Origin of the sequence: Microbulbifer echini (assembly GCF_041447225.1) — a bacterium.
Taxonomy (GTDB): domain Bacteria; phylum Pseudomonadota; class Gammaproteobacteria; order Pseudomonadales; family Cellvibrionaceae; genus Microbulbifer; species Microbulbifer echini.
Genome location: NZ_JBGMEL010000005.1, coordinates 104,696 through 120,809 on the forward strand (window position 1 = coordinate 104,696; position 16,114 = coordinate 120,809).

Genomic DNA, 16,114 nt, shown 5'->3' on the forward strand with positions numbered 1-16,114 from the left:
CCGGTTATTCGCGGAGAGGATTGTAGTATTACTACAAAAAATTTTCCAGATAGGACGGTTAGTAACAAACAAAACAAAATGGTAAAACAATTATTTTTCTTTTTTGTGTTTTACCGGAATATTTTATGGGAACTTCGAGAAAACGGACTACAAAATCGAGTCCCAGATACAGAGACCAGTCACAACCGCACCACCTCCCCTCCAGATTGATATTCAGCGTAGACCAAATAGCGCAGAGGCCCTCCCGCCGCGACGGCATCAAAGGGGTAACAGGTCACGAGCAGCAATCCCCGCTCAGCAAAAACCGGGAGGCGTTCGCGTTCACTATTAACGATACGCAACTCGCTAACCCGATAGGTATGCCAGTGGCCGCGCTCATCCTGCAAGTAAATGGCGCTGCCACGCCGCACTGATTGCAGACCGGCGAAGTGGGTATCCCGGTGTGCCGCAATAACCGTGGTGCGAAAGTCCCCCGGCTTGCCGGAGCCCGCCAGCAGCCCAGGGCCAAAAGCGAGGGACGCACCACTGCCGCCGGCGAGCACAACCAGCGGGCGCTGCCCCTCCAACTTGAGCTTGGCCACCGGCCGGGTATCCGCCCAGGGCCAGGGCTTTTGTGGAACCCCGTCCTGCAGCTGTGTCTCCCAGGCCTCGGCGATCAGCCGCTGGGCCAACTGCGCCTTGGCCAGTAACCAGCCCGCAGAACCCAGCTGCCAAAGCCCCGCCGCCAGACACAACAGGAAAAGCAGGGGGCGGATCATCCGCGAATATTCCTGATTCGAGCCTCAAGGCCACCTTGAGGTCGACGTATATCCGGCACAACTCTGCGCAATTGCTGGCGCAGCTCACGCAATAAATTACCGCGAACCTTGCGCCCACGGCGCAACAGTGCTGCCAGGCTGAGCAGACTCAGGGCCGCGAGCAACTGAGCGTACACCCCCGCAGCCGTGCTCGGGTAAGCCTGGCGCTGCAATACTTGCCCCTTAGGCATCGTATTGGCAACCGAACTGTGGGAAAACTCATTACCCGCCTTGCGCACGACCTCTTCCTCAACCGCGACAAAACTTGTATAGGGACTGGCGATCTGGTGCCCCAGGGCGAGGTGCAGAATTTGTTCACGCAGCGCCAATCCCGCGTTGCTACCCTCCCCCACCAGGGTCTGGCGATCACGCAAAGATTCGATCTTGCTACGCGCCCAAAGACTGCCGATTCCGACAGTGCTGGGCGACTGCCCTGCGCGCAATACCAGCTTGCGCACAAACTGTTTGCCTGCCATACGCCCACGCAACTGGATTTCTCCCTGCATTTCATCGCCTTCAATCCTGGCTACCAGCTGCAGCGGCTCACCGCGATACAGATCCGGAATACGCTTCGGGTAGGCCTCCGCAACCACCCCCTGAGGCCAGCTCAACTGCAGATCGGTGGCCATGGGGTTTTCGAGCTTGGCGAACAGAGTCTGCATACGCCCACGCACCTCGGAGATATCGCCGATGCTCACAAAGGCACCGCGACCAAATTGTGCAGCCTTGCGCATAAAGTGGTTATTGGGCGCGGAGCCAATGCCTACGGTAAACAGGCGCGCACTACCCAGGTGCTGATTAATCAACTCAAACAAAGCCTGCTCGTTACCCACGGCGCCATCGGTGATAAATACTACCTGGTGCACCAGACTGGTCTCATCGGGCAACTGCTGCCCAAGCGCCAGACGCAGAGCCGAAGCCATCTCGGTGCCCCCATCGGCATTTAACCGTTCAATTTCCCGGCGTGCGCGCTGAACATTCTGCTTACTTGCGACCACAGGACGCGTGAAGAAAGCGCGGGGACTGTTGTTAAACTCGATCACATTGAAACGGTCGTTAGCCTGCAAGCGGGAAAGTGCCAAGACCAGGCTCTCCTTGGCTTGTCGAATGGAATTACCGCCCATTGAGCCAGAAGTATCGATCACATAAACGACTTCCCGCGGCAGGCGCCGGGCGCGGGTACCCTCATCCGGCGGCAGTAACATTACCTGCAGATATCTACCGGCTTTTGCACCCGCATTTTCTTCATTGCCAATTTCTTCTTCGCGGACACGCTCACTAAATAACGCTGCACGCGGCATCGCCGAGGGCTCCGCCTGCCAGCTTAAGAGAAAGTCCCGATCCATTTTCACAGCACCATCGCGCAAGCGAATGGAATAATGCTCCCCAGCTTTCTCATCGATCGTAATGTCGTGGTAGGGGCTAGCAATTTTTACCAGTGGCAGACCACCCTCCAGTTCCACCTCTATCTCGATATTATGACTACCCACAACCTCCCGCTCTGCTGCCGGCTGCATATACGGTGAAATCGCCGGAGCGTCCTTTACCTGGTCCGTAGGCAAAGCCCAGCCACTGCCCTCTGTGACCAGTTTCTGTTCGGTACCACCAAGAGTATTAAAGGGAACCGGCTCACCGGGTATGTAACGCGGAGTCAGAGTCGTAGGCATACGCAGTGAAAAGACACCATTGTCATAGACTACTGGCTGTAAGTAGCGAATATTCACCTGTACTGTTTCCCCCGGTGCGATATTGGCCACTTTATTGGTAAACAAATTGGGGCGCTGCTGCTCCAGAAGAGCCGCGCGCTTACCCGCCGCGCGCGCGGCCTTATAAATCTTCGCCGCCTGTTTTCGTTCGCGTACCTTGCCGACAATACGGCGCTCACCCAATTGAATTTCGAGGCCGGTCACTGCGGCTCGATCCGGTAGTGGCAAAGCGTAAATCGCCTCCTGCCAGTTTTCACTGGTATTTTGGAATGCCTGTTGTAGCCACACTTCTGCCACCAGGCCGCGTACAGCAATACTGACCCGACTATCCTGGTGTACCGCCGGAATATATTTCCCCGCTTCACCGCCAGTAAACAACAAATTCCCTGCTTTCACCTCACCTAGGGTGATAGCTTCGACAGCTTCCTCATCGCCACTATCCGCCGCGTCGTCAAGCGCCTGGGCATTCACTTCGGCACCAATAGCCGCAATCACTACCGCCAATACAACCACAATAAATAATAACCAGCGGCCCACACCCCCGCTTTTCTGACGGCGACGATAGTATTCTTCCGTCGGCAACATCAGCTCATCTTTATGAAAACGCTGCCCAAACAATATCACCCTGTTCACAAACTTCTCTCCACTTTTAAACTGGAAGCTAAAGGAATTAAAAACGCTAAAACGGGCGAAAGACGGCAGGGAATCGGGTGAAAGCCGGGAGGAATAATGACGAATTGTGGCGGAGGGGATACTTTGACATATTTCAGGGGTACCAGGTAATCCTGCAATAACTCTCAGCTTTAAACGCAGATTTACAATCTAGGCTCAAATATCTAGATCCGTCAAAATATCACAGCGCGGAGCGTGAAGCTCACCGGCAACCCCACCGGGCAGGGCTGCTGCGCTGCAATCATCACACAAGGATATTGCGAGATTATTCAGAGAGTCTCTAAAGGTCTTTTATTTCACGCCAATCTCTTCCTATGACCAAAATGACACATCTTATACCAATGGAAAATATCGAAACAATCGATCACTTCAGCAATCCTTGGCCTTACAAATTTCGATATCCGTTTCACTATCCGAATTTAATGGCAAGAAGATGATAGTAATTTTTTTACCCGATGCACCTCTAATATTACCCCGTTTAAAGTCATCGGTAGCCTGTCCATTTATCTTCACCACAATATCACTTTCATTTTCCCAGCCCTCCAACACAAACGCAGGATTAAATACTGGGTTAGCGCTTGAGCCACTTAAACGAAAAGACAGTGAGTCGCTTGCATCAAAATAATACGCTCGCTGCGCCTCATCATAACCGTAGTCTGATGAGCCAGTAACATTGGCAACTACAGGTGCCTGCAACCAGGATTTCGCCAGCTTGGTCACTTGTGCAGTTGACATATTAGATAATCCAGTAAGCAGTAGCCGGGTTTGCGAAAAATCATCTTGCTTAAACGGTGGATTGAAAGCCATATGAAACAATGATGTATGACTTGGGTAAAGCGAATCGGAGGCTCCACGACCAAACGCGCGTATTTGGTTTACCGGCCAGTGATCCCAGCGCACAAAGTGATGATCTGGATATTCTTCTTCGAAACCCACTTCAGAATAGGGGATAATCTCCAGCGAACCACCATGCTCCATAATCGTGAAGGTGTCAAACTCTGTATCTTTCAAATTAATACGAGCTATATTCGCCTGTAAAGGTAGTTCAAAAGCCTCACTACCTCGGTTATTAATCCCACCATTGGCCCCATCATAACTTTCTGCCTGCCCATTCATATTTACAAGCGTGAGCGTGTTGTCAATCTCAATGTTATCCCATGGATCTTTGCCGGCACTGTGAATAATCATAGCCTCATGGTATTCGAACCCATTGGGAGCATCACCGTAGGTATTGACTTGCTGACTGAATAACGTGTTTCGGGAAAGCACCGTTCCATCTGGATAGATATAAAAAACAAATTCTGACGCTGCACCCCATCCATCTGGCGAGTCTTCCGTATCAATTAAGTTGTAACAAATACCGGTGGGATGATATCGCCACTGAACCACGACCCTTGCAGGAGTATTTTCAATGACGCGAACATGACTGTAGCGAACCTGCTTATCATTCATGGGTTCAGCACCACCACTTTCACACATTTCCGGCCACCCCCAACTTTCATTGAATTCATTACTGAACCATGCACCGTTTTCAGAAACCAAACTTGGCACAAAGCCTAAGCCTCGCCAAAATACCCACTTAGTGTCATTGCCATCAAAATTAACAATCACATCGGGATCGGCATGTACTTGCCAGTTATCATTCCACAAATTTGACCTTGGCTGATATTGATCCTCTGGGCCTGTATCCCATGCCCCGACGTATCCCAATTTAGTGTATTGCGCTCCAAAGCCTGAATCTGGTCCCGCAGGCAAAGCATCGGCACTATAAAACTCGGGCACAGGTGAGACGTAAGCGGACGGCTGAGCAGAAACTTGAGTGATAGTGCCATTCGGATTTAAGGTCAAATTATGAGTAATCTTACGCTCGTTATCATGATCATATGTCTCACGTAAGATCGTTCGGTCAGGTTTCACTGTGTAGTATTCATCAACCCATCCGGTCCAACCCGGCAGCATTGGATCCTTGTGAACATCAAACTTTGGTGCATAACGCCAATGTATTACCACGTCGTTTTGTGACTGGCGAATGATCCGTACATGAGAGTGGCGATTGAGTTTATCCCAACGCAATCCGACTCCATCCCCCCGCGTCTCGAAGAGTTGCTCCACGTAGTTGACACCCTGACCTGTGTGCCACCTTGGTAGATAGCTCGAAGCTCTCCAGAAATAGAACTGTTCAGTGTCAGAAAAGTTTACAACGATGTCAGCAAACTCACTGACCATCTGGTGAGCCTCCCAGGATTCACCGGAATCCATTCGCGAGTAATATGCGTAAAAATCAGTCACAGTATTTTCACTTGTCGATTTATCATCTCCTTTTGAGTCTGAACCGGTGGAACATGCAGTACCCATAAAAAGGATACAGAACGGGAGTAGACACTTATATAGAAGTGTTGCCTTAATCGTTTTTATCAACATTAAACATCTTCACTTTACAGTAATGAATTGTGTTTTCTTAACGCTATATTTATTAAGTTTACACAGTGGGCACAGCGAAAAGTGAAACATAAAAAATATTTAATCTAAGGTTAGCGCCTTGAAAAAGACTAGCCGCCCTCTCAGAAGCCATGAATTTTATTGTGTCACTGCTCATGCCCCGCGCCTTACATGACTGATATCTCTAAAGTCACGGAGTAAATCCTGGAATTGGCACAACACCCAGATACCCTTCTAGTGCAACCTCCAGCACCATCTTGGTATTTTTTTTCGCAAAACACAGTAAGGAAGAAATTATGCCTTTGGGCATAGCCTCAAACTGAGGGGGGGGGGGGAATTAGCGGGCATAAAAAAACCGGCGCAAGCGCCGGTTTTTTTTCGATGAGGGCTCGGTCAGTCGATCAGCCCATAATCCTTGCGCAAAACCTCAACCAGCTCCGCTTTTGGATTATCAGACAGCTTCAATTCCTTTCCGGTAATTTTCTCCGCGATACCGACATAGGTTTTAGAAAGATCCATCAGCATGGATTCCGGCAGCTCGTTATCACGGGCCAAGGCCAGGCGCTCATCCATGCGGTCTTTATTCAGCAGAATATCGGCATCTGGGAAGTAATTGAGCAGGGCCTGACGGAAACCTTCTTTGGAGTTTTCCACAACCTTGCCGGTGCGGTACTGCTCACCGTCCCAAATGCGGGAGGAGTCCGGGGTGCCCACTTCGTCCATATAAATCAGCTTTTCTTCACCATTGGCATCGGTGACATAGCCGAATTCGAATTTAGTATCGACAAAAATTTGGTCGAGCTTCTCCAGCTCTGCGGAGATCACATCGAAACCTTCTTTCAGCAGTTTTTCGTAAAGGTCGATATCCCCTGCACTGCGGAAATTAAAAGCGTCGACGTTGTCTTCGATATTCTTACGGGTGATATTCACATCATCCGCTTCCGGCACGCCGGGAATATCTTTGAGAATACCTTTGGTGGAGGGGGTGATCAGCAGCTCGGGCAGCTTCTGGTCCTTTTGCAGACCATCCGGAATCTCGATACCGCAGAAGTCGCGCTCGCCCTTTTGGTAGGAGCGCCACATGGAGCCGGTGATGTACTGTCGGGCGATAGCCTCGATCATGACCGGGCGGGCCTTCTGTACGATCCAAACCAGGGGATGGGGAATATCTAGGATATGGCTGTCGGCCAGGCCCTGCTCCTTGAACAGCTTGAACCAGTGGTTGGAAATCGCGTTCAGTGCGGCACCTTTCCCGGGTACGCCGCGCATGCCGCCTTTGCCGGTCCATATGCAATCGAATGCGGAGATGCGGTCGGAAATGACCATCACCGCGAGAGGGGCATCCGGTGCTACCGGGTATCCTTTCTCCTCGATCAGGCGACGGCTATCGGCTTCGGTCAACCAGTAAACGGAGCGGACCTTACCGCTGTGGATGGGCTTGTCGGTACGGATCGGCAGGTCATTATTGACCGCTAGAACTTTGTCAGCCAGGCTCATGAGCTCTCACCTATTTGGAGGGACAAATAAAGGAAAGCGCGGCATTCTAACAACGGCCTCGTGCGGACACAAAGAAAAGATATCGGCCGGCCGCGCCAGGGGCTGTTATTCCGATATCCGTTTGGCCTCCCACTCCGCCTGGTGCTCACTGGTGGGCCAAGCCGTCATAATCGCTTTGAGCAGGGTGGCCAACGGAATTGCGAAGAAGACCCCCCAAAACCCCCAAATTCCCCCAAAAAACAAGACCGCCAGAATAATTGCCACCGGGTGCAGATTAACCGCCTCGGAAAACAGCAGTGGCACCAGCACATTGCCGTCGAGCAGCTGAATAATGCCGTAGGTCATGATCAGGTAAAAAAACTCGTTGCTCCAGCCCCACTGAAACAAGCCGATAGCCGCCACCGGGATAGTCACCACCGCCGCACCGATATAGGGGATCAATACGCTAAAGCCCACAGCCACCGCGAGCAGCAGCGCATAATTCACCCCCAGTAACAGGAAAGCGGCATAACTCACCGCCGTCACTATGCCGATCTCTACCACCTTGCCGCGCACATAGTTGGCCACCTGATCGTTCATCTCGTGCCAAATCTGATGCAACATCGGGCGCTGTTTGGGCAGGAAAGACGTACACCAGCGAATTAGCTGATCCGAGTCCTTAAGGAAGAAAAACACCAAAATCGGCACCACCACCACATAAATCAGCAAGCCGGCAAAAATGGGCAGGTTGGTGAGGGAGAAGGCCAGGAGGGTCTGCCCCATGCCTCCGAGTTCCTTGCCGAGAGTATTGAATACCTCATCGATCTGCGCAGCCGAGACCAGGCGCGGGTAGCGCTCCGGTAACAACAAGAGTAACTCCTGTCCGCGCTGCACCATATTTGGCAACTCCGCACCGAGACGCACTAGCTGACGCCAAATAATCGGCAGCACTACAAACAGCAGCGCTACGATGGCACCGACCAACACCAGGCAGGATAGTGTTACCGCGAGCCAGTGAGGCACCCGCCAGGACTTCAGCTTCTGCACCATGCCCTGCATCAGAAAAGCGATAACCAGGGCCGTAAGTACAGGCGCCAGTACAGCTCCGAGCGTGGCCAGTATCACCAGCGCTACCGTGAGAAGCAGCACGAGCAGCACCACTTCCTCCTGACTGAAGTAACGGTTCACCCAGCCTTTAACAATCGACAACATAGACTCTCGGGATTGATTCTTCATTTGCCAGCGTACAGCCAATAGTGGAAGGTATTATCACGCCTTTCAGCGCGCAGCAGGGGTCTGCCACTCAGAGCGGCAAAGCTGTGAAAGTCTCGCCAGGAGCCCTCATCGGTGGCCATAACACACAGCAGAGTACCCGTTTCATATTCGTTTAGGGCTCTGCGCATGGCCAATAGAGGCTGCGGGCACGGCAGCTGGCGGGCATCCACCATCACCGCGGCACGCCAATCCGGCTCTGGTTGTTCACGGATGGTATCGGAGGAAGGCACGACCATTGATTAATCAGTCACAAATTTTGCAGAGCCGTGGATTATAACGCGGAATCCGTGCCAGATACCGCCAAAGCTTTACGCTTTTTAACCCACCGCGTGGCGTAAACCCGAACCTTTTAGGGGCTACCCGGTCAAAACCTCGACAGTTCAACGGGGTTGCGTATAGAGTTGGACTATAGATCCTTCACGGACAGACCGAGCAGTAATCAAGATGACTAACCCACAAAAAAACCTGCCTCGTCGATCACACAAATTGCCACCCTCACAGCGATTGCGCCGCGGTATAAAGGCACTGGGTATCGGCCTGCTGCTTGCCAGCACCCCTATCGCCGCCACAACTGAGCCGGAGGGTATCCGCCTGCCGGAGCTGGGCGATAGCACGAGCGGCGTCGTATCCCCACAGCGGGAAAAGGAACTCGGGCAGATGTGGTTGCGCATGTTTCGCAGCCAGGTAAAAACATCCTCGGACGCGCTTCTGCAACAATATGTAGAGAAAACCGTTAAAGAGCTCGCCAGTTACACCCCCCTGGAAGACAAGAATATCGATGTGGTCGTGGTCAACAATGAAACCATGAACGCATTCGCGGTCCCCGGCGGCATTATGGGGGTACACACAGGCCTCTTCCTGTTCGCCGAAAATGAAGACCAGTTTGCCTCGGTGATCGCCCACGAACTCGGCCACCTCAGCCAGCGACACTATGCCCGCTCTCTCGAAGCGCAGCGCAACAACAGAATTCCCACCCTGGCCGGTATGCTCGGCGCCCTCGTACTTGCCGCCACCGCTGGCGGCGGAGCGGGTATCGCCGCCATGACCGCCACCCAGGCGGCGGCACTGGACAGCCAACTGCGCTTTAGCCGCAAGAACGAACAAGAAGCGGACCGAGTCGGTATCGAGACCCTGGCGGCATCCGGGCGCGATCCAGATGCCGCCGGTGAAATGTTCGAGCAGATGCTCAAGGCCACACGCTACTATCAGCGTCCGCCCGAGTTCCTCCTGACTCACCCCGTTACCGAAAAACGAATCGCCGATGCCAAGCTCCGCTCCCAGCGAATGGAGACTGTACCGCCGAGCGACAGCCGCGACTTCCACCTGATGCGCGCCCGTATTCGTGTCGCTGGCGAACCCACTCCTCAACAGGCGGTGAAACGTTTCCAGGCCGAGCTCAACGGTATCAATGACAACGAAGACGCCGCTCGCTATGGCCTGGCTCTGGCGCAACTGGCGGCCGGCAGGCCCGACAATGCACTGGACACCCTGCAGCCGCTGCTCGACAAAGAACCCTCCAAGGGTGCTTTTGTACTGGCGCGCGCGGATATCGACCTGGTGCGCCGGGACTACAGCGGCGCCACCCAACGGCTGCAATACGCCCTCGACCGCAACCCCGGCGACCACGCCCTGCTCATGGGACTCGCCAATGCACACTTCAAGGCGGGTAACTTCCTCGCGGCAGAGCGCATGCTGGCCAAGTACAGCCGCGCACGCAAGAAAGACCCCACCGTATGGTATCTGCTGGCTGAAACCCACGGCTTGGCCGGAGATATCGTCGGAGTGCATGAAGCTCGCGCTGAGTACTACATTTTGAACGGGGTTTTCGACAAGGCCCTGCAACACCTGCGCCACGGTATTCGCATGACCAAAGACAACTACCAGACCAACGCTATCTTGAAACAGCGCCTCAAAGATGTCATCAAGATGCAGGAGAAAGCCAAAGAGCTTTAAGTCGGCACCATAAATGCCTCAGGCGGCGGGAGAACCAAAAAGAGCGGCCAATGGCCGCTCTTTCTCTGTCCGCTAGGATCACCGTACCGGGCACTATCCCATGCGGAAATCCAGCATTCTCTGCAGTGGGATCATCGCCTTGCGGCCCAATTCCGCGTCCACAAAGATTTCATTGTCACCGCGCTCCAGCACAGCGCAGAGATTCTCCAGGGAGTTCATCGCCATCCAGGGGCAGTTGGCGCAACTGCGACAGGTAGCGCCGGCTCCAGCGGTTGGGGCGACCATCAACTCTTTGTCCGGGCACTCCTGCTGCATCTTGTAGAAGATGCCCTGGTCGGTCGCCACGATAAAGCGTTTCTCGGGGCGGGTCTTGGCCGCATTAATAATCTGTGAGGTAGAACCCACCACATCGGCCAGAGCCACAACGGCAGCGGGAGACTCCGGATGCACCAGCACCACGGCATCCGGGTAGAGGGCCTTCAGATCCTCAACCCCTTTTGCCTTGAACTCCTCATGTACGATACAGGAGCCATCCCACAGCAGGACGTCCGCACCGGTTTCACGCTGCACATAGCCCCCCAGGTGTTTATCTGGAGCCCAAAGGATTTTTTCACCCTGGGCATCCAGGTGATCCACCACGTCCAGAGCGATACTCGAAGTTACCACCCAATCGGCACGGGCCTTCACCGCCGCTGAGGTGTTTGCATAGACAACCACCGTGCGATCGGAATGCTGGTCGCAAAACTCGGAAAATTCATCCGGGGGGCACCCCAGGTCCAGAGAGCAAGTCGCCTCCAGGGTTGGCATCAAAACACGCTTGTTCGGCGTTAGAATCTTGGCGGTTTCGCCCATAAACTTCACCCCGGCCACCACCAGGGTATCGGCGCTGTGCTCAGCGCCGAAGCGGGCCATTTCCAGCGAGTCAGAAACACAGCCACCAGTCTCTTCGGCCAGCGCCTGAATCAATGGATCAGTGTAATAGTGAGCCACTAGCACGGCATTCTGCTCGTTTAGCAGGCGCTTGATTCGATCGCGCCAGGCCTGCAGCTCCTCTTCACTGTACTGGGGCACAACCGGCTCCGCAAAGTGCGCCTGCACCAAAGAGCGGGAATCAACCGTTTCTGCAACAATGGACTTTTGGGTCATGGCTAACTACCACTAGCGAAAAAACGCGCAGTATAACGCATTGTTGCGCCATATCAGCGCACCTGAAATATCAACCACTACCTGTTTGACCCCGTCACTGGATGAGTCGCTCAGCAAACCCCACTCCGGCAAACCAGTACACTTAAAGAGTCTCTTTCTTGCAGCCGAATGGCCCCTCTATGGAAATGGTAGAGAGTATTGTAATTGGCGCCGGAGCTATCGGTCTCGCCAGCGCCTATGCCCTGGCCACCAGAGGCCATCGAGTGCTGGTTTTAGAGCAACACACTGCCATAGGCACCGAAATCAGCGCCCGCAGCAGCGAGGTAATCCACGCTGGCATCTATTACCCGACCAACAGCCTAAAAGCCCGGGCTTGTGTTGCGGGAAAAGCCAGCCTGTACCGCTTCTGCCGTGAACACGGTGTGCCACACAAACCCATCGGCAAACTGATCCTGGCCACCGATAAAGCCCAGTTACCCCAACTAAAAGCCCTAAAGGCACAGGGCGATGCTAATGGCGCGGGCAGCCTAATGCTACTGAACGGACAAGAAGCCAGGGCGATGGAACCAGAGCTGCAATGTCACGGTGCCATTTATTCACCAAGCACAGGCATTTTCGACAGCCATTCCCTACTACTGGCGCTGCAGGGCGCTCTTGAGGCCCTGGGCGGCCAGGTTGTACCAAACACAAAAGTAATCGCATTATTGCGGGGTAGTGACAACTACCAGCTGACCATGGAGGATGGATACTCCCTCGGTACGCCGCACTTAGTGGTAGCTGCCGGGCTCCACAGCCATGGATTGCTCAGCAATATCAACGACGTGAGCATACGCAAGGCAGTTCCGACTCAATACCTGGCAAAGGGCAATTACTTCTCCCTCGACCACAAACCGCCCTTCTCACACTTAATTTACCCACTTCCGGAGCCGGGTGGCCTGGGCATTCATCTCACGCTGGATCTGCAGGGGTATGCCCGTTTCGGGCCCGACGTGGAGTGGGTAAACGCGATTGATTACAGGGTGGATAGCCGTCGCAGGCATAAATTCTACCGCAGTATTCAACGTTACTGGCCCGCCCTTCCAGAGAGATCTCTGCGTACAGATTATGCCGGTATTCGCCCAAAGCTCGCTCCCATGGGGGCCCCACCACAGGACTTTAAGCTATTCCGAAGCGGCGGTGACGGGAAACCACAGTTAGTCGCTTTTTTTGGGATTGAATCCCCCGGCCTGACCAGCTGCCTTTCCCTGGGGGAAATAGCGGCGAATTTCATTAGCGGCCAATCCCACACTTAAGCCAACCTGAAGAAATCCAGACATTGCTCTAGGAGAAACGCATTAAATATAAGAGACCGCTCACACGAAGAAGCGACAAGAAATAAGAGTGGGAAATTAAGAAGAAGTGGTGGGTCGTGCTGGATTCGAACCAGCGACCAATTGGTTAAAAGCCAACTGCTCTACCAACTGAGCTAACGACCCTATGGTGACTGGGAAAACTTGGTATGTCCCAGCTTAGGATGCCTTCACCCTCACGCAGAGGTGTAAAAGCTGTGGGTTTGCTGTGAGCATTCCCGGTGGAAAATGGTGGGTCGTGCTGGATTCGAACCAGCGACCAATTGGTTAAAAGCCAACTGCTCTACCAACTGAGCTAACGACCCTTTTCCGTGCCTCGATGTGAGGAGCTGCGTATCTTACGGATCTATTATGAAAAAACAATACCTAACTCGAAAAAAAATCTAACGAATTTAAGGAGTTAGGTATTTCCCTCAAAATTGACGCCAACTGACAATCACCTGGCATAAACCGTTGGGTCCGCAAGGCCTGCATCGGCGAATCCCGCAGCGCGCAGTCTACAGCTATCGCAGCGACCGCAGGCCGCACCATCTGGGCGCGCCTGATAACAGGATACCGTCAAGCTGTAATCAACCCCAAGGCGCGTCCCTTCAATCACGATATCGGCCTTGCTCATTTGCATCAACGGTGCCCGCACGGAGAGCTTGTGGCCCTCAACTCCGGCGCGAGTAGCCAGATTGGCCATTGTCTCATAGGCCTCGACATATTCCGGCCGGCAATCCGGGTAGCCGGAATAGTCCACCGCATTGACACCGACAAAAATATCCTGTGCTCCGAGGACCTCGGCCCATCCCAGGGCAATGGAGAGAAAAACCGTGTTGCGTGCCGGTACATAAGTCACCGGGATACCGCTGGTTTCCTCTTCCGGAACCTCAATCGTGTCATCGGTCAGGGCCGAACCGCCGATAGAGCGCAGGTCGAGCTTCACCACCTTGTGCTCTACCGCCCCAAGATCACTCGCCACACGTTTCGCCGCCAACAGTTCCGCTTCGTGACGCTGGCCATAATCGAAACCCAGAGCGTAACACTCGTACCCGTCTGCACGCGCCATGGCGAGCACTGTGGCCGAGTCGAGGCCACCGGACAGCAAAATTACCGCTTTCTTTGCAGTCATCTCTTCCTCAATTCATCAATACACAATCACCGGGCCAATCAGACACCCGGGATATCTCCCCACAGCAATTTATGCAGCTGCATCTGCATGCGGACCGGCAGACCATCCTGCAAGATCCACTCCGCCAGTTGCCGCGCCGGCAACTGCTCATAGCTGGGCGAGAAAAGCACCTCTCCCACTCGCTCCGGCAAGCGGTACTGGTCCAAGGTAAATCTGGCCCAGTCGTAATCACTGCGATCACAAATTACGAACTTGATCTGGTCCCGGCGAGTCAGCACCTGCATATTTTCCATGCGATTGCGGTGCTGCTCCCCGGAAGCCGGCGTCTTCAGGTCGACAACCCGTGAGACACGCGGATCCACATTTTCCACCGGCATGGCACCGCTGGTCTCCAGGGATACTGAATAGCCCGCATTGCACAGAGCCTCCAACAGCGGCAGACAATTGGGCTGGGCCAATGGCTCACCACCGGTCACACAGACATGGCGCGCCGGATGACTTTGCACCTGCTGCAATATCTGCTCCAGGGTCATGCGCTCGCCGCCATAAAAAGCGTACTCCGAGTCGCAATAAGTACAGCGCAGCGGGCACCCCGTTAGGCGCACGAACACCGTTGGTAGGCCGCATTCCCGCGCCTCCCCTTGGAGAGAGTAGAAAATTTCACTAATTCTGAGCGATTCTTTAGACAGACTGGTCATAAACACCCGACACAAAAACGCCCGGATGGCACATGCCATTCGGGCGCGGGATCATAGGCTTTTTCTGGTTAAAAAACCAGCGACGCAACTGGCTCAGCAGCGCCTATACGCGACTAGAAGTTATCCTGGAGATACTTCTTAGCCAGGTTGGATGCCCTGGCATCACTGCTCGCCACCTGCTCTAACAGGTTGCGAGCTTTCTGCTGGTCGCCCAGCTGGTGGTAAACGGTTCCCAGCTTGTAGCGGCCATCCCAAACCTTATTGGAGTTGGGGTAGCCATCGAGTAGCGCCACAAACCACCCTCGAGCCTCTTCAAGATTTCCTTGAACCAGGGCTATCTCTCCCAGCCAGTAGTTGGCATTGGGAGCATACTGGCCGTTGGGAAAGTCTTGCAGCAGACTCTTAAACTGAGCACTGGCACCGCCGTAATCACCGTTGCGAGCCAAGCCAAAACTGGCCTGGTAACGATCGCGCTCGCTCTTGCCGTCTTTCGGCCCCTGCGGCTTGGGTGGCATCGCAGATCCGCTCTGGACAGCGGCACCGCCTCCCCCTTTAACCGGCGGCTGGGCGGAGGGTTGTGCCGAGGGCTCAGTGCCGCTTAGGCGGGCAATCCGCCGATCCAGATCCATATAATCCTCAGTGCGCTGCTGCTTGAGACGCTTGATCTCGTGGCGCAGCTCTTCAACCGATCCACGCAATTCGCGCACTTCCTGCTGCAGCACCTGCATCTGGTAGTAGGCTTCGGCCTGGGGGTTGGTCTGAGCTCTGGGGCTGCGACTTGCGGCGCGGGCGAGGTGAATTTCCTCGACACCACGGCCACTCGTGGGGAGCGACTGCTCCTGACTGCTGGCAGACAGGTCGACAATCGGGGCCTGGGAGAATACGGGCGATGCCGCAGCCATCATTGCTGCAGCGATCGCCAGTTTTCTAATCGTAAAAGCCATTGGCATCCATTTTGACGATTAGTTAATAACAACGCGACGGTTCATCGCACGGGCAGCTTCGTTAGAGCCCATCTGAGCCGGACGCTCTTCACCGTAGCTGATCACTTCCAGATTAGCTGCGTCTACGCCTTGCAGTACCAAAAAGTCGCGTACGGCATTTGCGCGGCGCTCACCCAGAGCCAGGTTGTACTCGCGAGTGCCCAGCTCATCGGCGTGACCTTCGAGGCGAACAGCAGAGGCTGCACCGCGCATGCGATCGGCGTGACGGATCAGCAGCTCACGGGTTTCCGGGTTCAGCAGGGACTGGTCGAAGTCGAAGTACACTACGTTTTCCAGAGGAGCCAGGGTTTCACTCTCCTCTACAACGCTGGTTTCAACCTGGGTATCCACCTCAGGCTGAGTGTATTCCTCACCGCTGGTATTGTCGCTGCTGGTGTTGCTACAACCGGCCATTACTGCCAAAACACAGGCCAGGCCCAGTCCCGTTTTTACTGATTTCAACATAAGCTACTCCGCTTTTAGTGTTATCGAAAATCCTGAAAGAT

13 protein-coding genes and 2 tRNA genes are annotated in these 16,114 nt (G+C 54.1%); 2 read left to right on the plus strand and 13 right to left on the minus strand.

The features are described from left to right. Positions 1–179: 179 nt before the first annotated feature. The 6 genes from ACCI51_RS06695 to ACCI51_RS06720 form a co-directional block, all read right to left on the minus strand. Positions 180–758, minus strand: coding sequence for a class GN sortase (locus ACCI51_RS06695; RefSeq protein ID WP_299579974.1), 579 nt, complete (start codon positions 756–758; stop codon positions 180–182). Next, complete coding sequence (locus ACCI51_RS06700; protein WP_299579977.1) at positions 755–3,136, minus strand: marine proteobacterial sortase target protein; 2,382 nt, start codon at positions 3,134–3,136, stop codon at positions 755–757. The genes ACCI51_RS06695 and ACCI51_RS06700 overlap by 4 nt, the downstream gene beginning before the upstream one ends. 408 nt (positions 3,137–3,544) lie before the next feature. Next, positions 3,545–5,401 carry a hypothetical protein gene (locus tag ACCI51_RS06705; protein ID WP_371843050.1) on the minus strand — a complete coding sequence of 619 codons (1,857 nt, stop codon included), beginning with the start codon at positions 5,399–5,401 and terminating at the stop codon, positions 3,545–3,547. A gap of 606 nt (positions 5,402–6,007) precedes the next feature. Beyond that, positions 6,008–7,111, minus strand: coding sequence for a phosphoribosylaminoimidazolesuccinocarboxamide synthase (locus ACCI51_RS06710; protein WP_299579983.1), 1,104 nt, complete (start codon positions 7,109–7,111; stop codon positions 6,008–6,010). Between the two features lie 105 nt (positions 7,112–7,216). Next, positions 7,217–8,302, minus strand: coding sequence for an AI-2E family transporter (locus ACCI51_RS06715; RefSeq protein ID WP_299580353.1), 1,086 nt, complete (start codon positions 8,300–8,302; stop codon positions 7,217–7,219). 20 nt (positions 8,303–8,322) lie between these two features. Next, positions 8,323–8,601 carry a sulfurtransferase TusA family protein gene (locus ACCI51_RS06720; RefSeq protein WP_371843052.1) on the minus strand — a complete coding sequence of 93 codons (279 nt, stop codon included), beginning with the start codon at positions 8,599–8,601 and terminating at the stop codon, positions 8,323–8,325. Between the two features lie 208 nt (positions 8,602–8,809). On the opposite strand from ACCI51_RS06720, the gene ACCI51_RS06725 reads away from it, so the two are divergent. Then, positions 8,810–10,318, plus strand: a complete 1,509-nt coding sequence (locus ACCI51_RS06725; protein WP_299579987.1) for a M48 family metalloprotease — start codon at positions 8,810–8,812, stop codon at positions 10,316–10,318. Between the two features lie 93 nt (positions 10,319–10,411). Here the strand turns inward: ACCI51_RS06725 and nadA are convergent, their stop codons facing one another. Further along, on the minus strand, positions 10,412–11,464 hold the full coding sequence (nadA, locus tag ACCI51_RS06730; RefSeq protein WP_371843053.1) for a quinolinate synthase NadA: 1,053 nt from the start codon (positions 11,462–11,464) through the stop codon (positions 10,412–10,414). Between the two features lie 158 nt (positions 11,465–11,622). On the opposite strand from nadA, the gene ACCI51_RS06735 reads away from it, so the two are divergent. Next, positions 11,623–12,756, plus strand: coding sequence for an NAD(P)/FAD-dependent oxidoreductase (locus ACCI51_RS06735; protein ID WP_371843054.1), 1,134 nt, complete (start codon positions 11,623–11,625; stop codon positions 12,754–12,756). Between the two features lie 107 nt (positions 12,757–12,863). On the opposite strand, the gene ACCI51_RS06740 is transcribed toward ACCI51_RS06735, so the two are convergent. The 6 genes from ACCI51_RS06740 to ACCI51_RS06765 all read right to left on the minus strand — a co-directional run bounded on the left by ACCI51_RS06740 (position 12,864) and on the right by ACCI51_RS06765 (position 16,073). Next, positions 12,864–12,939 (minus strand) — tRNA-Lys (locus tag ACCI51_RS06740). A 103-nt stretch (positions 12,940–13,042) separates the two neighbouring features. After that, positions 13,043–13,118: transfer RNA gene (locus ACCI51_RS06745), tRNA-Lys, on the minus strand. Positions 13,119–13,249: 131 nt separating this feature from the next. Beyond that, the gene (gene queC / locus ACCI51_RS06750) at positions 13,250–13,927 is read right to left on the minus strand and encodes a 7-cyano-7-deazaguanine synthase QueC (RefSeq protein WP_371843055.1); all 678 of its coding nucleotides are present in this window, start codon (positions 13,925–13,927) and stop codon (positions 13,250–13,252) included. A gap of 38 nt (positions 13,928–13,965) precedes the next feature. Beyond that, positions 13,966–14,625: a 7-carboxy-7-deazaguanine synthase QueE gene (queE, locus tag ACCI51_RS06755; RefSeq protein ID WP_371843056.1), complete on the minus strand. Its 660-nt coding sequence runs from the start codon at positions 14,623–14,625 to the stop codon at positions 13,966–13,968. A gap of 113 nt (positions 14,626–14,738) precedes the next feature. Further along, complete coding sequence (locus tag ACCI51_RS06760; RefSeq protein ID WP_371843057.1) at positions 14,739–15,569, minus strand: YbgF trimerization domain-containing protein; 831 nt, start codon at positions 15,567–15,569, stop codon at positions 14,739–14,741. 18 nt (positions 15,570–15,587) lie between these two features. Next, positions 15,588–16,073 carry an OmpA family protein gene (locus ACCI51_RS06765; protein ID WP_299580005.1) on the minus strand — a complete coding sequence of 162 codons (486 nt, stop codon included), beginning with the start codon at positions 16,071–16,073 and terminating at the stop codon, positions 15,588–15,590. Positions 16,074–16,114: the final 41 nt, after the last annotated feature.